General features: G+C 71.1%; 17 protein-coding genes. 10 read left to right on the top strand and 7 right to left on the bottom strand.

Annotated elements, in window-relative coordinates; all coding sequences use genetic code 11:
* Positions 1-2: 2 nt before the first annotated feature.
* Positions 3-629 carry a TetR/AcrR family transcriptional regulator gene (locus OO69_RS13635; RefSeq protein WP_033280818.1) on the bottom strand — a complete coding sequence of 209 codons (627 nt, stop codon included), beginning with the start codon at positions 627-629 and terminating at the stop codon, positions 3-5.
* A gap of 104 nt (positions 630-733) precedes the next feature.
* Here OO69_RS13635 and OO69_RS13630 point away from each other — a divergent pair, with 104 nt between their 5' ends.
* The 3 genes from OO69_RS13630 (at position 734) to OO69_RS13620 (ending at position 3,501) form a co-directional block, all read left to right on the top strand.
* Positions 734-1,363 (top strand): alpha-ketoglutarate-dependent dioxygenase AlkB, encoded by a 630-nt coding sequence (locus tag OO69_RS13630; RefSeq protein ID WP_033280817.1) that lies wholly within the window; start codon positions 734-736, stop codon positions 1,361-1,363.
* Between the two features lie 143 nt (positions 1,364-1,506).
* Entirely contained in the window at positions 1,507-2,256 is a 750-nt protein-coding gene (locus OO69_RS13625) for an MBL fold metallo-hydrolase (RefSeq protein WP_033280897.1), read from the top strand.
* Positions 2,257-2,265: 9 nt separating this feature from the next.
* Positions 2,266-3,501, top strand: a complete 1,236-nt coding sequence (locus tag OO69_RS13620) for a DUF4032 domain-containing protein (RefSeq protein ID WP_033280816.1) — start codon at positions 2,266-2,268, stop codon at positions 3,499-3,501.
* Between the two features lie 6 nt (positions 3,502-3,507).
* Here OO69_RS13620 and OO69_RS13615 read toward each other — a convergent pair whose 3' ends face one another.
* Entirely contained in the window at positions 3,508-4,545 is a 1,038-nt protein-coding gene (locus OO69_RS13615; protein WP_033280815.1) for a LacI family DNA-binding transcriptional regulator, read from the bottom strand.
* A 172-nt stretch (positions 4,546-4,717) separates the two neighbouring features.
* Between OO69_RS13615 and OO69_RS13610 the strand changes: the two genes are divergently transcribed.
* On the top strand, positions 4,718-5,503 hold the full coding sequence (locus tag OO69_RS13610; protein ID WP_033280814.1) for a TIM barrel protein: 786 nt from the start codon (positions 4,718-4,720) through the stop codon (positions 5,501-5,503).
* 3 nt (positions 5,504-5,506) lie between these two features.
* Here OO69_RS13610 and OO69_RS13605 read toward each other — a convergent pair whose 3' ends face one another.
* On the bottom strand, positions 5,507-6,388 hold the full coding sequence (locus OO69_RS13605) for a universal stress protein (RefSeq protein ID WP_033280813.1): 882 nt from the start codon (positions 6,386-6,388) through the stop codon (positions 5,507-5,509).
* Between the two features lie 50 nt (positions 6,389-6,438).
* Between OO69_RS13605 and OO69_RS13600 the strand changes: the two genes are divergently transcribed.
* From OO69_RS13600 to OO69_RS13580, 5 genes are all read left to right on the top strand, one after another.
* On the top strand, positions 6,439-6,792 hold the full coding sequence (locus OO69_RS13600; RefSeq protein WP_033280812.1) for a VOC family protein: 354 nt from the start codon (positions 6,439-6,441) through the stop codon (positions 6,790-6,792).
* 120 nt (positions 6,793-6,912) lie between these two features.
* Positions 6,913-8,589 carry an FAD-dependent oxidoreductase gene (locus OO69_RS13595; RefSeq protein ID WP_033280811.1) on the top strand — a complete coding sequence of 559 codons (1,677 nt, stop codon included), beginning with the start codon at positions 6,913-6,915 and terminating at the stop codon, positions 8,587-8,589.
* The gene (locus OO69_RS13590) at positions 8,586-10,043 is read left to right on the top strand and encodes an ATP-binding protein (protein ID WP_033280810.1); all 1,458 of its coding nucleotides are present in this window, start codon (positions 8,586-8,588) and stop codon (positions 10,041-10,043) included. The genes OO69_RS13595 and OO69_RS13590 overlap by 4 nt, the downstream gene beginning before the upstream one ends.
* Complete coding sequence (locus OO69_RS13585) at positions 10,040-10,390, top strand: UBP-type zinc finger domain-containing protein (protein WP_033280809.1); 351 nt, start codon at positions 10,040-10,042, stop codon at positions 10,388-10,390. The genes OO69_RS13590 and OO69_RS13585 overlap by 4 nt, the downstream gene beginning before the upstream one ends.
* 79 nt (positions 10,391-10,469) lie before the next feature.
* On the top strand, positions 10,470-13,433 hold the full coding sequence (locus tag OO69_RS13580) for a helix-turn-helix transcriptional regulator (RefSeq protein ID WP_033280808.1): 2,964 nt from the start codon (positions 10,470-10,472) through the stop codon (positions 13,431-13,433).
* A gap of 3 nt (positions 13,434-13,436) precedes the next feature.
* Here OO69_RS13580 and OO69_RS13575 read toward each other — a convergent pair whose 3' ends face one another.
* Genes OO69_RS13575 through OO69_RS13560 form a run of 4 tightly spaced genes read right to left on the bottom strand, consistent with a single transcriptional unit; the run spans position 13,437 to position 20,111 of the window.
* Positions 13,437-14,693: an SGNH/GDSL hydrolase family protein gene (locus OO69_RS13575; protein WP_033280807.1), complete on the bottom strand. Its 1,257-nt coding sequence runs from the start codon at positions 14,691-14,693 to the stop codon at positions 13,437-13,439.
* Entirely contained in the window at positions 14,690-17,065 is a 2,376-nt protein-coding gene (locus OO69_RS13570; protein WP_033280806.1) for a glycosyl hydrolase family 95 catalytic domain-containing protein, read from the bottom strand. The genes OO69_RS13575 and OO69_RS13570 overlap by 4 nt, the downstream gene beginning before the upstream one ends.
* A gap of 20 nt (positions 17,066-17,085) precedes the next feature.
* Positions 17,086-18,882, bottom strand: coding sequence for an alpha-galactosidase D (locus OO69_RS13565; protein WP_033280805.1), 1,797 nt, complete (start codon positions 18,880-18,882; stop codon positions 17,086-17,088).
* Positions 18,883-18,938: 56 nt separating this feature from the next.
* Positions 18,939-20,111 (bottom strand): ROK family transcriptional regulator, encoded by a 1,173-nt coding sequence (locus OO69_RS13560; protein WP_033280804.1) that lies wholly within the window; start codon positions 20,109-20,111, stop codon positions 18,939-18,941.
* Positions 20,112-20,246: 135 nt separating this feature from the next.
* Between OO69_RS13560 and OO69_RS13555 the strand changes: the two genes are divergently transcribed.
* Positions 20,247-20,987: a hypothetical protein gene (locus OO69_RS13555; RefSeq protein ID WP_033280803.1), complete on the top strand. Its 741-nt coding sequence runs from the start codon at positions 20,247-20,249 to the stop codon at positions 20,985-20,987.
* Positions 20,988-21,015 lie beyond the last annotated feature (28 nt).

The raw sequence follows: 21,015 nt of genomic DNA, 5'->3' as shown, positions 1-21,015 counted from the left end.
TCTTATTCGGGGGTGCGCCTGCCGTCGGTCAGCAGCGCGGTGAGTAGTTGCTTGAGCCAGACCCGGGCGTGCTCCACGTCCTTGTCCAGCAGCAGTTGGGTGGTGACTCCGTCGTAGGCGGCGATCACCGCGTGGGCGGCGCTGTCGACATGGCCGAGCGCGGTGGGCAGTTCGAACCGTCCGGCCGCGCGGGCGAGCCGGTCGGCGATCGCCTCGCGCAGCCGCGCCCGGTGGTCGAGCAGGCTCTGCGCGACGGCCGGGTTCCGGGCCGCGTGCACCAGGAAGTCCGTCTTGACCAGGAGCCAGTCCAGGTCGAGGAGAAGCACGTCGGTGACACGGTCCACGGCGGCCGGTACATCGAGGTCGGGTCCGTCGAGGGCGAAGGCACCGGACACCTGGTCCGCGATCAGCTCGGCCCGCTCCTGGTAGAGGGCGAAGAACAGCTCGTCCAAGCTGTCGAAGTTCGAGTAGAAGGCGCCCCTGCTGTAGCCGGCGGCCTCGCAGACCTCCTCGATGGAGACCCGGCCGTATCCCTTCGCGGCGAACACGGCGAACGCGGCGGACAGCAGGTTGGCCCGCGTGCGGACACGGCGCCTGGTCACACGCTTGGGCGTCACCTCGGTCACCATGCCCGGACCTCCATTCGATACGCGAATGTATCCGATGCACTGATGTATCAAAAGAGCCGGGCTCGCATTGGAACAGATATTCGAATAAGGAGTACGCTGGCCCCATGACCGCGCACCACCTCCAGGGCTCCCTTTTCGACCAGACCGACCAGCTCCGCCTCGGCCCCCTCCACGGGATCGGCCGTACGGCACTGGGGCTGGGCGCCTGGATCGACGTGCTGCCCGGGTGGCTCACCGGCGCCGACGCCCTGTTCGAGGAACTGGCCGCCGAAGTGCCGTGGCGCGCCGAGCGCCGTCAGATGTACGACCAGGTCGTCGCCGTACCGCGACTGCTCGCCTACTACGGCGCGGACGACACGCTCCCCCACCCGGTGCTGGCCGAGGCGAGGGACGCTCTGTCGGCTTACTACGCAAGGGAGTTGGGCGAACCCTTCGCCACCTCCGGGCTCTGCTACTACCGCGACGGCCGGGACAGTGTCGCCTGGCACGGCGACCGGATCGGACGGGGTGCCCGCGAGGACACGATGGTGGCGATCCTCTCCGTGGGCACGCCCCGGGACCTGCTGCTACGGCCCGTGCGCGGCGGCGAGTCGGTGCGGCGCCCGCTCGGGCACGGCGATCTGATCGTGATGGGCGGCTCCTGCCAGCGGACCTGGGAGCACTGCGTCCCCAAGACCACCCGCGCCGCGGGACCGCGCATCAGCGTGCAGTTCCGCCCGCACGGCGTGCACTGAGGCGGAGAGGCGGCCGCTTCGGACGCACGCGGGGGCCGCCCCCGGCGGACGGCGCCGGAGGCGGCTTCCCCCGCCCGCGCCCGCCCGATGGGCGTCTGGTTGGCTGTCCCGTGTCGAACACCATCACGTACGAGGGGACGGTCATGCGGGCAGAGGTACACCAAGTCGCCGACGGCACCTATCTGGTGCACGGCAGCAGCACCAACTGGGTGATCCTCACGGACGGTGACGCGGCCACGCTGGTGGACACCGGATACCCCGGGGACCGTCAGCTCGTGCTCGACTCCCTTGCCCAGGTGGGCAGTTCGCCCGAGGCGGTCCGGGCGGTGCTGATCACGCACGCCCACAACGACCACCTCGGCTCGGCCGCGTACCTGCGCGACACCCACGGCACGCCGGTCCTGCTCCACGAGGCCGAAGTGCCGCACGCCCGCCGGGAGTTCCTCCAGCAGGTGAGTGTTGGAACGGTCCTGAAGAACGCCTGGCGTCCGGGAGTCCTGCCCTGGGTGATGCACGCGATGCGCGTCGGTGGCACCGAGCAGCACCCCGTCGCCGCGGCCGAGGCGTTCCCGACCTCGGGCGGCCCCCTCGACCTGCCCGGCCGCCCCGTCCCCGTTCACACCCCCGGCCACACAAGCGGGCACTGCGTGTTCCATCTCCAGGAGCGCGGGATCGTGATCTCCGGGGACGCCCTGGTGAGCGGCCACCCGACGTCCCGGATCAAGGGCCCGCAACTGCTGCCCGACATGTTCCACCACGAGCGCGACCGTGCCGTGGCCTCGCTGGACATCATCGAAGGGCTCGACGCCGAGACCCTGCTGCCCGGCCACGGTCCCGTGCACACCGGTCCGGTCCGTGAGGCGGCCGGGCGCGCCCGCGAGCACGCGATCTAAAGTCACCCCATGGCACTGCAGATCAACGCGACGAACCCCGAGCATCCGGTCCTCCTGCTGGAACTGCCCTGGGACGTTCCCCTGGAGGAGTGGCCCGACGAGTACCTGGTCCCGCTGCCGCGCGGCATCTCCCGCCACGTCGTGCGCTACGCCCGCGCGGGCAGCGAGGTCATAGCCGTCAAGGAGCTGGCGGAGCGCCCCGCGCTGCGCGAGTACGAGCTGCTGCGCGACCTGGACCGGCTCGGCATCCCCGCGGTCGACCCGCTCGCCGTGGTCACCGGGCGCGCCGACGCCGACGGCGAGCCCCTCGAACCGGTGCTGATCACCCGGCACTTGGGCGGCTCGATGCCGTACCGCTCGATGTTCGAGACGACCCTGCGCCCGGCCACCATGCACCGGCTGATGGACGCGCTGGCCGTGCTGCTGGTGCGGCTGCACCTGGCCGGGTTCGCGTGGGGCGACTGCTCGCTGTCCAACACGCTGTTCCGGCGGGACGCGGGCGCGTACGCCGCGTATCTGGTGGACGCGGAGACCGGCGACCTGCACCCGCAGCTCAGCAACGGGCAGCGCGACTACGACCTCGACCTCGCCCGCGTGAACATCAGCGGAGAGCTGCTCGACCTGGAGGCGTCCGGGGCGCTGCACCCGTCCGTCGACCCGATCGAGTTCGGCATGGAGATCTGCGCCCGCTACCAGAGCCTGTGGGAGGAACTGACCCGCGTCTCGGTGTACCCGGCGGGCAAGTACCACTTCATCGAACGCCGGATCCGGCGGCTGAACGAACTCGGCTTCGACGTCGCCGAGATGCAGATCGAGCACTCCTCCAACGGCGACACGGTCACCTTCGTGCCCAAGGTCGTCGACGCGGGCCACCACCAGCGTCAACTCCTGCGGCTGACCGGCCTGGACGCCGAGGAGAACCAGGCGCGGCGGCTCCTGAACGACCTGGAGTCCTGGATGGCCACCCAGGACGACTACGCCCCGGGCGACCCCCTCGCCGCCCGGCCCGAGGTGCTCGCGCACCGGTGGGTGCGGGACGTGTTCCGACCGACCGTGCGCGCCGTACCGCTCGAACTGCGGGGCGCCATGGACCCGGCCGAGATCTACCACGAGCTGCTCGAACACCGTTGGTACATGTCCGAGCACGCCCAGCACGACATCGGCCTGGACACGGCGGTCGAGGACTACCTCAAGAACATCCTGCCGAAGGCCCGCGAGACGCTGGAGCCGACCACCCCGGAGTGACCCGGGTCAGTCCGTGGCGGGCGGGGCCGTCGTGCCGCGGACGACGAGGCGCGGCGGAACCACGCTCTCTCCCTCCGCCACAGCCTCCCCGTCCAGGCGGGCGATCGCGCGGCCGACGGCGAGTTCCGCGAGGCGCGGGACGTCCTGGGCGACGGTGGTCAGGTCGATGTGGGCGAGCCGGGACAGGCTGGTGTCGTCGAAGCCGACCACGGAGATCTCGACGGGCACGGAGACACCGGCGCGCAGGAGGGTGTCCAGGACCCCTGTGGCGCAACGGTCGTTGAAGGCAAGTACCGCGCTGGGCCGGGCAGTTGGGGCTTCGGCAAGCAGGGTGCGGGCGCCTCGCGCTCCGTCGTCCTCGGTGGGTCCGCCGGGCAGCACGTGGACGTGGTCGCCGAGGCCGTGGCGGTGCATCGCGGTGCGGTAGCCGCGGCGGCGGTCGGCGGCGCCGGGTGCCTTGCCGCCGTCGATGTGGGCGATGGCGCGGTGGCCGAGCGCGACGAGGTGGTCCACGGCCTGCCGGGCGCCCTCGTCGTCGGCGGTGCGGACGACGTCCACGGCGGGCGGGGCGGGCCGTAGCCGCCGGGCCACCGAGACGACCGGGACCTGGGTCGCGAGCTGCGCGAGGCGGGCGGCCGGGACCTCGGGGCCGAGCAGGACGAGGGCCTCGCACCGGTCGGCTAGCAGCGCCTCCACGGCCTGCCGCTCACCGCGCGAGGGGGCGACCGCGCTCAGGGCGACCTGGTAGCCGGCGGGCTCGGCGGCGGCGTAGATGCGCTCCACCAGGTCGGTGTGGAAGGGGTGGCGCAGGCCGAACTGCACGCCGAGGAGGCGGGAGCGGTTACTGCGCAGCACCCTGGCCCGGGTGTCGGGGCGGTAGCCGATCTCCTCGGCGGCCTTCAGCACGCGCTCGCGGGTGGTCGCGCTCGCGCCGTAGGCCCCGCGCATCACGATGGAGACCAGCGCGACGGACACGCCCGCCCGGGCCGCGACATGGGCCAGGGTGGGCCGCTTTCCGTCGGGGACCGCGGGGGTGGTCGGCACGGGGGTCCTTCCGGTCGAGGGGGCGTTCCGTTCCGGGATGGTAGCCGCTCCAAAGGTGCTGGTCCGAAGGTACTGCAACGTTCTAGAAACATGCCCGTCGAAGCCTTGACACGGGAATGCAGCAATGGCGTACTACTGCCATCTAGAACGTTCTAGAAGAGGGCGAGCAGTCATGTACACGTTGGCGGTCTGTGCCGAGATGGTCTTCCGGGATCTGCCGATCCACGAGCGGGCGCGGCGCATCCACGAGACCGGTTTCCAGGTCGAGATCTGGGACTGGACCCGGCACGACCTGGACGCGCTGACGCGAACCCCGGCCGAGTTCTCGTCGATGACGGGCTACATCCGGGGCAGCCTCACCGACGAGGACGGCGCCGCCGAACTCCTGCGCACCGCCGAGGAGTCGGTGAAGGCAGCCGATCAACTGGGCTGCCCCCGGCTGAACTTGCACGGCACGGGCCTCGACTCCGAGGGTCTGCCGGTGGTTCCGGTGACCGGCGAGCCCACGGGCGCGATGTGGATCGCCGCCCACCGCACCCTGACCCGCCTCGCCGAACTGGGCGAGAGCGCCGGGGTCACCTTCACGCTGGAGAACCTGAACGCCGCGGTCGACCACCCTGGCGTACCGTTCGCGACGGCGGCCGACACCCTGGCCCTGGTCCAGGCGGTGGACCGGCCAGGCCTGCGGATGAACCTGGACCTCTACCACGCGCAGATCGGCGAGGGGAACCTCATCGAACTCGTCCGCAAGGCCCACGAGTTGGACCTGATCGGCGAGATCCAGGTGGCGGACGTCCCCGGCCGCCAGGAGCCGGGCACCGGCGAGATCAACTACCCGGCGATCGCCCGTGCGTTGGCCGACATCGGCTACGACGGCACGGTCGCGATGGAGGCGTGGGCCTCGGAGGGCGACAGCGAACGCGCCCTGGACCGCTTCCGCACCGCGTTCACGGTCTGACCCTCAGGAGACCTCCGGCGCCGGCACCACGGCCACCGGGCACTCCGCGTGGTGCAGCACCCCGTGCGCGACCGAGCCGATCCGCGCGCCCACCGCCGTACGGTGGGCGCGCCGCCCCACGACCATCAACTGGGCCCGCCCCGCGACCGACAGCAGCACCTGCCCCGCGCTGCCGATCTCCACGTGCTCGACCACGGGCACGTCGGGGAAGCGCTGCCGCCACGGCTCAAGCGCCTCGGCCAGGCCCTTCTTCTCGTACGGCTCCAGGCCTCCGGCGTCGTCGAGGAGCTTCATCGAGGCGGGGCTGTAGGCGAACACCGGCGGCAGGGTCCACGCCCGTACGGCACGGACCGTGGCGCCGCGTGCCGCCGCCGTCTCGAAGGCGAAGCCCAGTGCGGCGGCGCTGTCCTCGGGGTTCCCGTGCTGGCCCACGACGATCTCGCGCCCGGCGACCTCTCCGGCGGCTTCGTCACCGGCGCGCACGAGCACGACGGGCCGTACGGAACCGGCGATCACCTGCTGGCCTACGGAACCGAGCAGGAAGCCGACGACGGGCCCGTGACCGCGCGAGCCGAGGACCAGGAGTTCGGCGTCGGCAGCGGCGGCGGTCAGGATGTCGACGGGGTCGCCCTCCAGGACGTCGGTGGTGATGTCCAGACCGGGGTGGCGTTCGGCGACCGTCCGGGTGGCCTCGGCGGCCGCGTCCCGTACCCAGCGGTCCTGGGTGTCCCGGTCCCCGGCATCGACGGCCTGATGCTCCTCGTACCGCCAGACATGCACGACCCGCAGCGCCAGCCCCCGCCGTACGGCCTCCCGGCCCGCCCAGGCGAGTGCGGCGAGACTCTCCGCCGATCCGTCGACCCCTGCGGTGATCGGGCGTGTCATTCGGTGGCCTCCCTGTGGTGCGATCACGTGCGTCGGCCTCAGTCTTCACTATGACCTTGGAGTGGGAGCAGGTAGTGGTGGACTCCTCCGACCCCGTCACGCTGGGGCGCTGGTGGGCCGAGGCGCTCGGGTGGGTCGTGGTGGGCGAGGCGCCGGACGAGTTCGAGATCCGGCTGGAGCCCGAGCGGCTGCCGGGGCTGCTGTTCGTGCCGGTGCCCGAGGGCAAGACGGTCAAGAACCGGCTGCATCTGGACTTCCGGCCCGATGACCAGGAGGCCGAGGTGATCCGGCTGCTGGCCCTGGGGGCACGGACGGCTGACGTCGGACAGGGCGAGGTGTCGTGGGTGACGCTGATGGATCCCGAGGGGAACGAGTTCTGCGTGTTGCGCTCCCGCCGCCCCTGAGGCCCCCGTATCAGGCGTAGCGGAGCGGACCGCGGCGATCGACCATACGATGGTGGGGAGCCGGCGCGGTGACAACGGCGCCGCCGTGCCGTGAAGCCGACCACTCGGGGTGGGAGACGTATGGCACAGGCCGCCGAAGCCGCGCGGACCGTCATCATGACCGTGGACGACGATCCGGGAGTGTCCCGTGCCGTCGCCCGTGACCTGCGGCGGCGCTACGGCGAGTCGTACCGGATCGTGCGCGCGGAGTCCGGGGAGTCCGCGCTGGACGCGTTGCGCGAGCTGAAGCTGCGCGGGGATCTCGTGGCCGTGATCCTCGCCGACTACCGGATGCCGCAGATGAACGGCATCGAGTTCCTGGAGCAGGCCCTCGACGTCTATCCGGGCGCGCGCCGGGTGCTGCTGACCGCGTACGCGGACACGGACGCGGCGATCGACGCGATCAACGTCGTCGACCTCGACCACTATCTGCTGAAGCCCTGGGACCCGCCGGAGGAGAAGCTCTACCCGGTCCTGGACGACCTCCTGGAGGCCTGGCGGAACAGCGACTACCGGCCCGTGCCCGCCACGAAGGTGGTCGGGCACCGCTGGTCGGCGCGCTCCTCGGACGTGCGGGAGTTCCTGGCCCGCAACCAGGTGCCGTACCGCTGGTACTCGGCCGACAGCCCGGAGGGGCTGCGGCTGCTGTCCGCCGCCGGGCAGGACGGGCAGCGGCTGCCGCTCGTGATCACCGCCGAGGGGAACGTGCTGGTCGAGCCGGAGGCGACCGAACTGGCCGCCGAGGTCGGGCTCGCGACCACACCGACCGCCGACTTCTACGACCTCGTCGTCATCGGCGGCGGCCCGGCGGGACTCGGCGCGGCCGTCTACGGGGCTTCGGAAGGCCTGCGGACCGTTCTCGTCGAGCGGTCGGCGACCGGCGGTCAGGCCGGGCAGAGTTCGCGCATCGAGAACTACCTCGGGTTCCCCGACGGGGTGTCCGGGGCCCAACTCACCGACCGGGCACGGCGGCAGGCCGGAAAGTTCGGCGCCGAGATCCTGACGGCCCGCGAGGTCACGGGACTTGAGGCCAACGGGTCGGCGCGGGTGGTGCATTTCGCGGACGGCTCGACGGTCGCCGCGCACGCCGTGATCCTGGCGACCGGAGTGTCCTACCGGCAGTTGGAGGCGCCCGGCACGCCCGATCTGACGGGCTGCGGGGTCTACTACGGCTCGGCGCTGACCGAGGCGGCCTCCTGCCAGGGGCACGACGTGTACATCGTCGGCGGCGCCAACTCGGCGGGCCAGGCGGCGATGTACCTGTCCAAGGGTGCCAAGTCGGTGACGCTGCTTGTGCGCGGGGGCTCGCTCGCCGCGTCGATGTCGTACTACCTGATCCAGCAGATCAATGAGGCCGAGAACATCTCGGTGCGCACCGGGACCGTCGTCGACGCCGCGCACGGCTCCGACCATTTGGAGCAGCTCACGCTGCGCGACACCGAGAGCGGAAACACCGAACTCGTCGACGCGCAGTGGATGTTCGTGTTCATCGGCGCGGCCCCGCTGACCGACTGGCTGGACGGGTCGGTGCTGCGGGACGAGCGCGGGTTCATCCTGTCCGGACCGGACCTCACCGCGGACGGGAAGCCGCCCGCGAGCTGGGAGTTGGACCGGGCGCCGTACCACCTGGAGACCAACATTCCCGGCGTGTTCGTGGCGGGCGACGCGCGCGCCGAGTCCGCGAAACGCGTCGCGTCCGCCGTCGGAGAGGGAGCCATGGCCGTGATGCTCGTCCACCGCTACCTGGAGCAGTCATGAGCGGGCAGGTGCTGCCGTGCAGCCCGCAGGAGATCGGCACGCTGTTCCTGTTCGAGAAGCTGACACCGGAGCAGCTCGGCCGGCTGTGCTGCGACGGGCAAGTCGAGCTGTTCGAGGCCGGACCCGTCTACACCGAGGGCGACCCCGCGACCTGCTTCTACGTCATGATCGAGGGCACCGTCGTGCTGTCGCGGCGGGTCGGCGGCGACGACGTCGAGGTCAGCCGGACCTCTCAACGCGGCGTGTACACCGGCGCGATGCAGGCCTACATCGGCGACCGGGTGCAGCAGGTGTACCTCAACTCGATGCGGGTGACGGAGCCCACGCGGTTCTTCGTGCTGCCCGCCGAGACCTTCGCGGCCATCATGAGCGAGTGGTTCCCGATGGCGGTGCACCTCCTGGAGGGCCTCTTCTTCGGTTCGAAGAGCACCCAGTTGGCGATCAGCCAGCGTGAACGGCTGCTGGCGCTGGGCTCGTTGTCGGCCGGGCTGACGCACGAGCTCAACAACCCCGCCGCCGCCGCCGTCCGGGCCACCTCGACGCTGCGCGAGCGGGTGGCGAAGATGCGGCACAAGCTGCGGGTCATCTCCTCCGGCCCGTACTCGCGCGAGGCCCTCGCGAACCTGATCGACATCCAGGAGCGCACGGCCGAACGCGTCGCCAAGGCACCGACGTTGAGCCCCCTGGAGGCCTCGGACCGCGAGGACGCGCTCACGGACTGGCTCGACGACCACGGCATCATGCAGGCCTGGCAGATCGCGCCCACCTTCGTGCAGGCCGGTCTCGACATCGACTGGCTGGACCAGGTCGCGGCGGCCGTGGACGAGGACGTGCTGCAGGCAGCGGTCGGCTGGCTCAGCTACACGGTCGAGACCGAGCTGCTGATGACGGAGATCGAGGACTCCACCACCCGGATCTCGAACCTGGTCGGCGCCGCCAAGCAGTACTCGCAGCTGGACCGCGCGCCCTACCAGGTCGCCGATGTGCACGAACTCCTCGACAGCACCCTGCTGATGCTCGGCGGGAAGACCGGCGACCGCATCAAGGTCGTCAAGGACTACGACCGGACGCTCCCGAAGATCCCGGCCTACCCGGCCGAGCTCAACCAGGTGTGGACCAACCTGATCGACAACGCGGTCTCCGCCATCAACAGCACAGGCGGGGAAGGGACGTTGACGGTAAGGACGGCTCTGGTGCACGACCAGCTGATGGTCGAGTTCCGTGACACGGGGCCCGGTGTGCCGCAGGAGATCCGTGGCCGTATCTTCGATCCGTTCTTCACCACCAAGCCGGTGGGCGAGGGCACGGGGCTCGGTCTGGACATCTCCTGGCGGATCGTCGTCAACAAGCACCACGGCACCCTCCAGGTGGAGTCGCTGCCGGGCGACACCCGCTTCCAGGTCCTGCTCCCGCTCACCGCCGTCGACAACGAGACGCCCGAGGAGTCCGCATGAGCGACATCACCGGAATCGACCCCACCGTCCCGCCGAGCGGCGCCGGTTGCGTGGAGTGCGACGCCGCCGACGGCTGGTGGTTCCATCTCCGGCGGTGCGCGCAGTGCGGCCACATCGGCTGTTGCGACGACTCCCCCGCCAAGCACGCCACGGCCCACTACCAGTCCACGGGACACCCGTTCATCCAGAGCTACGAACCCGGCGAGGACTGGTTCTGGAACTTCACCACCTCCGAGCTGTACGACTCCGGTCCCGAACTCGCCGCCCCGGTGAGCCACCCGAAGGACCAGCCGGTGCCGGGTCCCGCGGGACGCGTCCCGGCGAACTGGGCCGAGACCCTGCGCTGAACCCCGGCCCGCCGGGCGGAGAGCCGTCTCCCGCCCGGTGGCCAGGTGCGTTGTCAGTGGCGCGTGCCAGGATGGGTGCGTGACGTCATCCGTGGCAGCAGCCCCGCTCATCGGCCGGGACGAGGAACTCGCCCGCCTCGCCGGTGTGCTGGAGCGCGCCCGCGCGGGTACGGCGGGGGCGGTGCTGATCGCCGGGGACGCGGGCGTCGGCAAGACACGGGTGCTCGACGAGGTGGCGGCGCGGGCGGCGAGTGCGGGGATGACCGTCCTCACGGGCCACTGCGTCGACCTCGGTGACGTCGGTCTGCCGTATCTCCCCTTCACCGAGATCCTCGGTGTCCTGGCCGACGACGAACGCTTCGCCGCCGCTCTGGCCGCGCATCCGGCGGTCGACCGGCTGCTGGGCGCCGGTTCGGACGCGGCCCGGGACGCGGGCGGCCGGCTGCGGCTCTTCGAGGGCATCGCCGGACTGCTGGCCGACCTCGCCGACATCGCTCCCCTGCTCCTGGTCCTGGAGGACCTGCACTGGGCCGACCAGTCCTCCCGCGACCTGCTCCGCTTCCTGCTCAGCCGGGGCATTCTCCAGCGCCCGGCGGGTGGCGCGCCCACCCACCGCCTGGCGGTGTTCGCGTCGTACCGCGCGGACGACCTCCACCGCCGCCATCCCCTACGGCCCCTGCTGGCCGAGCTGGTGCGGCTGCCCGCCGTGGAGCGGCTGGAGCTGCGGCCCATGGGGGACGCGGAGGTCGCCCGGCTGGTGCGCGCGCTGCGTACGGACCCGGTGCCGGACGGCACGGTCCGCCGGATCGTCGAGCGCGCCGAGGGAAACGCCTTCTACGCCGAGGAGTTGCTCGCGGCGAGCGACATGGAGGCGGGCGGGGTACCGAGCGGTCTGGCCGACGTCCTGCTGATCCGTTTCGAGCAACTCTCCGACACCGCCCAGCAGGTGCTGCGCACAGCCGCCGTCGCCGGACGCCGCGTCGAGTACGACCTGCTGCGCGACGCGGTCCAACTCCCGGAGGACGAGCTGGAGTCGGCGCTGCGCGAGGCCGTCGAGCGCCAGCTCTTGGTCCCCGGACACGCCGACACATACTCCTTCCGGCACGCCCTCGCCCGCGAGGCGGTGTACGCCGACCTCCTCCCCGGCGAGCGCTCCCGGCAGCACGGCGCCTTCGCCCGCCTCCTCGCCTCGCGCGGACACCCGGCCGAGAGCGCGGCGGAGCGCGCCTATCACTACCGCGAGAGCCACGACCTGGCCGAGGCACTGGCCGCGTCCCTGGAGGCCGCCGACCACGCCCGGCACGTCGGCGCACCCGCCGAGGAGCTACGGCATCTCGAAACCGTCCTCGATCTGTGGTCGTCGGTGGACCCGGCCGCCCGGCCCTCGGGCGAGGGCATCGGCAGCGTGACCCTCACCCTGCGCGCGTCGGCGGCAGCGGCCCACGCCGGGGACGCGCACCGCGCGGTCTCCCTCACCCGCTCCGCGCTCGCTGGGATCGGCCAGGACACGGACTCCGAGCTGGCCGCCCGGGTGCGCTACACGCTGGCCGGCAATCTGATGGGCGTCGACAGCCTCACGGCCGCGTTCGCGTACAGCAGCGAGGCGTTGGAGATGATCCCCGCCGAGCCGCCCTCGCGGACCTGGGTGTGGGCGGCGGCCACGCATGTGCTGGCGGCCCGCCAGGTCGGCGACGACGAGACCGCGCTGCGGATCGCCCGCCAGGCCCTGCGCACCGCCGAGGAACTCCAACTGACCGATGCCCGGGCCGACTTGCTGATCTCGCTGGCCACGCTCGAAAAGGGCGGCCGACGCACCAGAGAGGGCCGGGAGCGGCTCGCGCAGGCACGTGAGCTGGCCCGGGAGGCCGGGCACTCGCCCGTGGAGATGCGCGCCCTGTTCCATCTCGCCATCGGCAGCTTCGAGTCCGGGGACCTGGAGGAGTCGCTGCCCTGGCTCGCCGAGGGTCTTGACCGGGCCCGCCGCGCCGGGCTGCTCTCGTCGCCGTATCCGCTGGAGATGCGCTATCTCCAGCTCCTGGTGCTGTACACGCTGGGCCGCTGGGACGAGTGCGTGAAGGCGGCCGCGAGCGACGCGGAAGTGCTGCCGCACGCGGGTGGCTTCACGATGGGGCCCGCGCTGTATGTGGCGCTGGCGCGCGGTGACTTGAGCGCAGTGGAGCGGGCCCGGGCCCTGCTGGACGGGCCGTTCGACTGGATGGCCTCAATGGTGGCGGCCCTCGTGCTCACCGACGCCGCCGCCGTCCAGGGCGACCCGGAGACGGCCGTCGAGCACCTGCGCACCGCGGTCGCCGCCCTCACCGACGACTCCGGCCGCCGTCCCGACCTCACGGTCCGGCTCGCCGCCCTCGCCCTGGCCGCGGTCGCCGACAAGGCCACCGCGCTACGGCTGAGCGGTGACGATGCGGGCGTGCGCCGCTGGACGGACACCGCGACGGAACTCGTCGAGCTGGCCCGGTCGGTGGCCGGCGCGGGTGGTGAGGCCCGACCGCAGGGGCCGGAAGGACAGGCATGGCTGGCCCGCGCCGAGGCCGAGTGGACACGGGCGGCCACCGGACCGGACGCGGCGGCCTGGGAGAAGGCGGTGACCGCGTTCGGCTACGGCGATGTCTACGAACGGGCGCGCTGCCAATTCCGTTACGCCGAAGCCCTGTTGGCGGCCGACCGCCGCGATGAGGCGGCCGACCAGGCCCGCGCGGCACGGGAGACGGCCGCCCGGCTCGGCGCCGCTCCCCTGCTCGCACGGTTGGACACACTCGTCCGCCGTGGCCGCCTGGGCGACCCGGCACCGGACGCCGGGGACCGCCCCTCGCCGCTGACGGCCCGCGAGCGGGACGTGCTGCGGCTGCTCGCCCTCGGGCGCAGCAACCGTCAGATCGGCGAGGAGCTGTTCATCACCGGCAAGACGGCTAGCGTCCACGTCTCCAACATCCTCGCGAAGCTGGGCGCCGCGAGCCGTACGGAGGCGGTGGCGATCGCCTACCGCCAGGGGCTGATCACCCCGGAGGCGACGGCGTCCGGCTGAGGTTCACTTCCCGCAGTCGAGGGCCTTGAGGTCGACCGCGTCGGCCATCGCCGCCATCCCCTTGTCGTTGGGGTGGATGTGGTCGCCGCCGTCGAAGAAGGGGAGCATCCTCTCCTGGTCGTAGGGGCTGCGGAGGATGTGGTCGAAGTCGGTGACCGCGTCCAACTCCCCGCTGCTCCTGATGAATTGGTTGACCTCCTGGCGTACCGCCTCGCCCGCCGCATCCCATTCGGGCCAGCCCTTGAACGGTCCGACCGTGGCACCGACGACACACTTCCCGGCCGCGTGCGCCCGCTCGATGATCTCGCGGTAGCCCGCGATCAGGTCCTGAGCGGTGACGCCGGAGTGTGCCTTGATGTCGTTGACGCCCTCGAAGAGGAACACGGTGCGGACACCGGGCTGCGACAGCACATCGCGCTGCAAGCGGTTCAGGGCGCTCTGCCCGGCGCCGTCGGCGAGGACCTTGTTGCCGGAGATCCCTTCGTTGGCCACACCCTTGACGGCCGTGTCGGCGCGCGCGAGCCGGCGGGCCAGGTAATCGGGCCAGCGCCGGTTGAGGTCCGACGTGGACGCCCAGCCGTCCGTGATGGAGTCCCCGAGCGTGACCACGGCACCGATGCCCGCGCTCGGCCGTACGGAGACGGCGTCGAGGTAGTACCAGGAGCCGGTGGTGTCCGTCCACGCAGCGGCGCCTTCCTCGCCGGTGTGGTCGCCCTGGGTGGCGTACGACGTCTGCATCGCCATGCCGTGGCCGGTCGCCGGGCCCGCCGCGTCCGGGCTGTGGATGCTGACCACGAGGTTGGTCGCGGCGGGCAGCCTGCCGGGGAGCGGGTCGCTGTAAGCGACCGCGCCCGCCGGGATGGTGACCGACTTCGCGCCGTCGAAGGTGAGCCGCCGGTTGGAGCCGGGGACGACCGCGGCACCCGCCTTCTGCACACCGGCGTAGGCGCTGTCGAAGGTCAGCGGCCGGTCGCCGAAGGCGTTGGAGAGCCGGATCCGCAGATCGGTGCCGGCCACGCTGGTGTGGACGATCAGCCGGTAGCTGCGGTCGGCGACGCCGTCGCCCAGGTGGTCGGCGCTCGATCCCCAGGTGATCACGCCTCTCGGGTCGTTCAAGGCCTTCACCTGTGTCTGTGCCTGTGCCTGTATCTGCGCGTGCGGTTGTGCTTGCGGTTGTGCGTGTGCGGGTCCGGCCTGGAAGGCGGCGGCGAGCAGGATCAGTGCGGCCGTACGGCGCAGTCGTGCCCGTCCGGCGCTCACCGGGCGAAGTCCCTCAACGTGACGGATCCGCCCGGCTTGACGCTCACGGTGCGGGTCTTTCCGCCGTGGGCGACGGTCGTGGTGCGACCGCCGACGCTGCGGAGTTTCACCTCGGTGGGCTTGCCGTTCTTCCAACTCAGGTCGACGACGAAGCCGCCGCGGGCGCCGACCCCAGTGATCGAGCCGGAGTCGGCCCAGGCGTCCGGGAGGGCGGGCAGGAGCTCCAGATGGCCGGGGCGGGAGTACAGGAGCATCTCGGTCACGGCCGCCGGGGTGCCGAAGTTGGCCTCGATCTGGAAGATGCCGCGGCCCGTCTCCACCTCGTAGATGTCGAAGAGGTTGAAGGCGGTGCCGTTGGTGCCGTTCTCGGACGGGCGGAGGTTGTTGACGACCAACTGGTAGGCGTTGTCGGCGTTCTTGAGGCGCGCCCAGCACAGGCTGCGCCAGGCGTTGGCCCAGCCGAAGCTGTTCATGCCGCGCGCGGTGAGCAGGGCGGTGGCACCGTCGACGATGTCCTTCGGGGTGGAGCCGTCGGGGCGGATGCGGTCGCCGGGGAACAGGTTGATCAGCGGGGACAGGTGGCGGTGGGTGGTCTCGCCGAGGTTGTCGGGAGACATCCACTCCTCCAGCCAGCCGGACTTCGGGCTCACCACGGGCAGGTAGAGACGCCTGCGCAGTCCGGAGACGGTGTTCGCGTACCCGCTGTCCCGCTTCAACTCCGCCGAAGCCGCCGCGTAGTTGCCGAAGAGGGTCCACACCACTTCCTGGGCGTAGGTGTTGCCCCTGCCGTCCTGCGGACCCTGCTCGGGCGACCAGTCGTGGTCCGCGACCAGTACCTCCTTGCCGTTGTCCAGGGTCGTGGTGACCAGCCGCGCCTCCCAGAACTCGCAGGCTCCCTTGAGGAGGGGGTAGATCTTCTCCAGGTGGGTGCGGGAGTGCGTGAACTCGTAGTGCTCCCAAAGGCTGTTGCACAGCCAGGCGTTGCCCGCCGGGTGCCACCACCAGCCAAGCCCGCCATAGGGGTTGGTGGAGAAGGCGACGGTCCAGCCGGCGACCTTTCCGCTGGTGTTGCGGAAGCGGTTGCGGGAGTCCTGGAACAGCCTGCCGGTCAGCTCGGTCCAGTCCTTCACCTGGGTGACGCAGTAGTCGGTGAACGCGTCGAAGCACGAGGACAGGCCCACCCGGTCGGCCATCCAGTAGTTCATCTGGATGTTGATGTCGGTGTGGTAATCGCCCATCCAGTCCGGGTCGTTGCCGTCCAGCCACACCCCCTGGAGGCCCATCGGCAGGCTGCCGCGCGACGAGCCGACCATGAGGTAGCGGCCGAACTGCACGTAGGCGGCCTCTAGTTCGGGGTCGGGCTCACCGCTCGTGGCGCGCAGCTGGATGCGCTCCCAGGTGTCGAGGGCACGCTGCTCGGCGGTCGACTCGCCGAGCGAGAGGCCGAACGTCCCGAACGCCGCACGGTGGTCGGCGACATGGGTGCGCAGCAGGGTGTCGGCCGAGTGCCCGGCGGCGGCGCGGACCTTGGCGCGGGCGAGCTTCTGCGGGTCGGCCTTGGGGTCGCGGTAGCCGTGGGCGGGGTCCGGCGCGTAGTTGGTGCCGCCGCTGACCACGACGGTCAGGTCCTTGCAGCCGGAGAAGGTGATGTTCGCGCCGCTGACCGTGACCTTGCCGCCGCTGCCGTAGGCGGTGACGGCGGCGCCGTACTTCAGGCCGTTGGCGAACGAGGCGCCGAAGGAAGTCGCGGCGGCCTCGCCGTGCGTCCCCTCCAGCGTGATCGTGCCGGTGTAGCGTCCACCGCCGTTCTGGCTGAAGTGAAGGACGATCGCGTCGTCGGGACGGCTGGAGAAGATCTCCCGCTGGTACGTCACTCCCGAGCGGACGTACGAGGCTCCCACCACGCCCCGGTCGAGGTCGAGGGTGCGGCGATAGCCGGAGACGGCGCCCAGGTCGTGGTCGGGGATGTCGACCGTGAGCTTGGCAAGCAGGGTCAGGGACCCGAAGTCGGCGCGGCCGTACGGGAATTGACCGTCGGAGTCGAGCGTGTCGTTCAGGCCGCCGGTCCACATCGTGGCGTCGGTGACGAGGAGGACCTCGTGGCCGGAGTCGTTGCTCGCGAGGGCGCCGAGGCGGCCGTTGCCGACGGGCAGGCCCTGTTCGATCATCGAGGTGTCGCCGGCGGGGGCCTGCCACCACAGCGTGTTCAGCGAACCGCCGCTGCCGTAGGCCGAGTTGTCGTCGGCCGAGGCGTCGGGACGCTGCGGCGCGGCGGAGGCGCTGAAGGTCGGGAGGGCGGCCAGGGCGCCGGTCGCGGTGGCGAGGGCGAGCAGGTCGCGTCTGGGCAGCAGAGGGGACGGTTCGGGGTTCATTGCGGCTCCTGGTGGCTCGGTCAGGCCGTGGTGGGGACGTCGATGCGGTCGATGTCCGGCGCGTAGCCCGAACCGCTGTCGAAGGTGATCGTGTTGGCGCCCGCCTTCAGGCTCACCGGCACGTAGACCGTCCCGACCGTCCCCCAGTCGCCGGTGGACGGGAACTTGTGGCTAGTGGCGGCATTGCCGTTCGAGGAGACGCTCGCCGAGCGGGAGTCGCCGCTGACGTAGGCGATCTTCACCTGGTAGGTGCCGGCCTTGGCGACGGTGACGTTGTTGACGGTGAGCTTGCCGCCGACGTAGAGGTTGCCGACCTTCTTGCCGCCGGAGCAGGCCGAGCAGTCGGCGACGACTGCGTTGCCGGACAGGGTGTTGGTGGTCGCCTCGGCCTCGTAGGCGGTCGTGGTGACGGCGCTGCCGTGCGGGGTGACGGTGAAGAGGCGGGAGCCGTGGGCGGGCAGGGCTTCGGTGACCTTGTTGGTGTAGGTGCCGAGGTCCTCGTGGTTCCAGAGGTCACGGACGGCGGCCTTGCCGGTGAAGCCGAGGGTCGACCAGTTCGCGGAGACGGCGGCGGGGGCGTCGGCGAGGTTGAACAGGGCGACTGTGTATGTGCCGTTGGGGTTCTTCGCGGCCCACACCTGCTGGGAGTCCGACGGGGTGACCGGGCGCGCGGGCGGTGCGTCGCTCTGGTCGACGCCGATGACTTCGCGGTTGGTGAGCAGCGAGAGGCCGTAGTCGTCGAGGCGGGTGAGGTCGTCACCGGTGAACAGCGGGGACTTGGCGACGGCCCAGAGGGTCGCGTAGCTCTGCCGCTCCGCCTTCGTCAGGCCGTCCATCGCGCCGCTGCCGACGTCGAGGGAGTCGAGGTCGTTCCAGCCGCCGGGGCCTGCCTGGCCGGTCCACGCGGGGGTGTCGTCCCAGCGGTCGTCGACCGAATTCTCCCAGCTGACAAGGGTGTTGCAGTAGCACTCGACGTCGGTGTCGATGCGCCAGCCGTTGGAGTACTTCTTCCAGTCGGCGGCGTGTCCGTAGTCCAGGGACCAGGAGAGTTCGAGGTGGATCGGGCGCCCGATGGCGGTGATGGCCTTGTTCCAGGCGGCGACATCGGCAACGTTGTCGTACTGGTCGCCGCTCTTTCCGGACCCCGGACCGACACCGTCGAGCTTGAGGAAGTCGTAACCCCAGTCCGCGATCAACTGGGCTTGCGAATCAATGTACTTCTGGGTGCAGGGCCGCGAGAAGTCGAGCTTGTACGAGCTGTCCCAGCCGTTCGTGGTGCGCAGGTCGCTGTAGACGATGTCGGCGGTGGTGCAGCCGTCGGCGTTCCAGATCGGCGTCTTGCCGTCGTTGTACGCCTCCTTCTCCAGGCCCGCCGGCAGATAGATGCCGGCCTTGAGGCCCTTGGAGTGGATGCGGTCGGCGACGGCCTTCATCCCGCTGGGGAATCGTTTCGGGTCGGCCTTCTGGCGGCCGTACTGGTCGTACTCCGGCGTCCAGTCGTTCGCGCGCCACCAACCGGCGTCGATATTCACGTAGTTGTAGCCGTACTTCTTCAACTTCGAGGCCAGCGCGTCCGTCTGCTTGTTGACGTTCGCCTCGGTCAGGTAGCTGTAGTCGCCGTCCGGGTTGAGGCCGGGGTACTTGGACGACTGCATGCTCCAACTCGACCAGCCCATATAGGGCTTGGCGGCTACGGCCGGGGCCGAGTCCGCCGTGGGGGTGGCCGCCTGCGCGGCGGGGAGGTAGGTGGCGAAGCCTGCGGTGAGGGCCAGGACCACCATGGCTCTCAGGGCGCGGACGGGCGTGAGGGAGTACATCGTCGGGCTCCTCGTGCGGGTAGGAGTGTGGCGGGGGTCGAGGGTGGTCGTGCGGGTTAGTCGGCGGCTCGGATGAAGGACTGGATCGCGGTGGCGGCGGCCCCGCGCGCCCATTCGTCGAAGGGCAGGGGACGGGTGTGTACGTCGCACCGGGCGGCGGAGCCGAAAGCGGCGGCGGCGAAGGAGTCACGGATCTGCTCGGCGAACAGGTCGTAGGCGGCCAGGCCCTCGCCGGAGATGATCACGCGCTCGGGGCCGAACAGGTTGACCACGGTCGCGATGCCCCGGCCGATCGCCTCACCGGCCCGCGCGTACACCTCGCGCGCTCCGGCGTCGCCCCGGTGAGCGAGGGCCAACGCCTCGGCGGTGTCGGCGACTTGGACGCCGGTGACCTCACGGACCCGGGCGACGATCGCGGCGTCCCCGGCGATCGCCTCGACGCAGCCGCGGTTGCCGCAGTGGCACAGGGGCCCGGCGGGGTCGACGACCACGTGCCCGATCTCCCCGGCCACCCCGTGGGCGCCGGCGACGACCTGGCCGTGCACGACGAGTCCGCAGCCGATGCCCGCGCCCACGGTCACCACGGCGAAGTCCGTGAGGCCCGCGCCGGCGCCGAACCACTGCTCGGCGACGGTCAGCGCGCGCACGTCGTTGTCGACGGTGACCGGCAACCCCGTTGTCATGGCGGCCAGTTCGGCCAGGCGTACGTCACGCCACTCCAGGAACGGCGAGTAGCGGACGACCCCTTCGCCGCGGTCCACGTCACCGGAGACCGCGAGGCCGAGGCCGAGCACCTGGATGCCCAAGTCGTCCGCCTCGGTGCGGAGTTCCTGGGCAAGGTCCGCGATCGACGACAGCACCGCCTTGGGATCGCGGTCGGTCAGCGGCACATGGCGGGCGACGCGGATACGGCAGCACAGGTCGGCGAGGACGCCGATGATCTCGTCGCCGGTGACCTTGACCCCGATGAACAACGCCCGTCCGCCGTCGACCCGGACGAGGTTCGCGGGCCGCCCGAGTGCCGGGGGCGCGTCCTGGTCGGCACCCTCCGCCAGGTATCCGGCCTCCATCAACGGCCGGACCGCCTTGGTCACGGCGGCCGCCGACAGCCCCGCCCGGCGGGCCACCTCAAGACGGGTGAGGGGGCCGTGGGACAGCACGGTCGTGAAGACCTGTGAGACGGCCGGCGTGTGTGCCGGGAACGACTCGGTACGGGGGATCGAGCGCATGGCGGGAACCTAGATCCCTTCTTTTCCGTCGTCAATAAAAGAAGCAGGATTTGTCGAAGCGAAGTTGTGAGTCGCCTGAGCAGAGCTGATGCCCGCCGAGGCCGCGTTGTCAGTGCCGGGCGGCACAATCGCCGTATGACGACGATCGATTGGTCCGAGCTGACCCACGCGTACGGCAGCGCCGAGGACGTCCCGGGCCTGTTCGCACGGCTGGGCGGCACCGAGGACGACGCCGTGTGGCAGGAGTTGTGGGGCTCGCTGTGCCACCAGGGCTCGGTGTACGACGCGAGTTGGGCGGCGATGCCCGTGCTCGTCGACATCGCGCGGGGCCGGGCGCCGGGCGGGCCGATACAGGCGGTCACCATGGCCGGGCTGATCACCACGGACCCGGACGAGGAGTGCCGGGCGCGGTACGCGCGCGAGATCGGCGAACTGCTCGATGTGGCACGGGTGTTGCGCGCCGATCCTGGGCAGGATCCGCACACCTTCGTCTACCTCCAGATGGCCGTGCTCGCCTTCGAGGACGGCGGGGTGTGGGCCGAGGCGCTGGAAGGGGTGAACACCGAGGAGTACGAGCTCGAGTGCCCCGAGTGCGAAGTGGGTCTGTTCGTCGCGTTCGGCGCGTACGGCGTCTTCACCTCGGCCGGCGACTATGTGACCGGCACCGACAAGGAGGCCACGGAAGGTCGGACGGAGCTCGTACCGGCCACACCCGACGGACTCGACGGCATCGGTGCGCGACTGCACGGCGAGGCGGTCGAGTTCGGGCAGAGGGAGGTCGCGAAGGCGTTGAAGTATGTGTTCGGAAAGGCGAGTTGCCCTTCCTGCGAGGCCGAGTTCACCGTGTCCGAGGAGATCGAGAAGCAGTGGATATGAGGCCCGGCGCCCGGGTGCCCCGCTCGTG

This window comes from Streptomyces sp. NRRL F-525, from assembly GCF_000716605.1.
In the GTDB taxonomy this organism is placed as follows: Bacteria; Actinomycetota; Actinomycetes; order Streptomycetales; family Streptomycetaceae; genus Streptomyces.
This window is presented reverse-complemented; position numbering and strand designations above follow the sequence as displayed.

What these genes read in the sequence shown, in the direction of transcription:
- OO69_RS13570 (WP_033280806.1), bottom strand. Translation starts at nt 17,065, where the DNA reads ATGAACCCCGAACCGTCCCCTCTGCTGCCCAGACGCGACCTGCTCGCC.
- OO69_RS13585 (WP_033280809.1), top strand. Translation starts at nt 10,040, where the DNA reads ATGAGCGACATCACCGGAATCGACCCCACCGTCCCGCCGAGCGGCGCC.
- OO69_RS13565 (WP_033280805.1), bottom strand. Translation starts at nt 18,882, where the DNA reads ATGTACTCCCTCACGCCCGTCCGCGCCCTGAGAGCCATGGTGGTCCTG.
- OO69_RS13625 (WP_033280897.1), top strand. Translation starts at nt 1,507, where the DNA reads ATGCGGGCAGAGGTACACCAAGTCGCCGACGGCACCTATCTGGTGCAC.
- OO69_RS13630 (WP_033280817.1), top strand. Translation starts at nt 734, where the DNA reads ATGACCGCGCACCACCTCCAGGGCTCCCTTTTCGACCAGACCGACCAG.
- OO69_RS13560 (WP_033280804.1), bottom strand. Translation starts at nt 20,111, where the DNA reads ATGCGCTCGATCCCCCGTACCGAGTCGTTCCCGGCACACACGCCGGCC.
- OO69_RS13620 (WP_033280816.1), top strand. Translation starts at nt 2,266, where the DNA reads ATGGCACTGCAGATCAACGCGACGAACCCCGAGCATCCGGTCCTCCTG.
- OO69_RS13610 (WP_033280814.1), top strand. Translation starts at nt 4,718, where the DNA reads ATGTACACGTTGGCGGTCTGTGCCGAGATGGTCTTCCGGGATCTGCCG.
- OO69_RS13605 (WP_033280813.1), bottom strand. Translation starts at nt 6,388, where the DNA reads ATGACACGCCCGATCACCGCAGGGGTCGACGGATCGGCGGAGAGTCTC.
- OO69_RS13635 (WP_033280818.1), bottom strand. Translation starts at nt 629, where the DNA reads ATGGTGACCGAGGTGACGCCCAAGCGTGTGACCAGGCGCCGTGTCCGC.
- OO69_RS13595 (WP_033280811.1), top strand. Translation starts at nt 6,913, where the DNA reads ATGGCACAGGCCGCCGAAGCCGCGCGGACCGTCATCATGACCGTGGAC.
- OO69_RS13590 (WP_033280810.1), top strand. Translation starts at nt 8,586, where the DNA reads ATGAGCGGGCAGGTGCTGCCGTGCAGCCCGCAGGAGATCGGCACGCTG.
- OO69_RS13600 (WP_033280812.1), top strand. Translation starts at nt 6,439, where the DNA reads ATGACCTTGGAGTGGGAGCAGGTAGTGGTGGACTCCTCCGACCCCGTC.
- OO69_RS13555 (WP_033280803.1), top strand. Translation starts at nt 20,247, where the DNA reads ATGACGACGATCGATTGGTCCGAGCTGACCCACGCGTACGGCAGCGCC.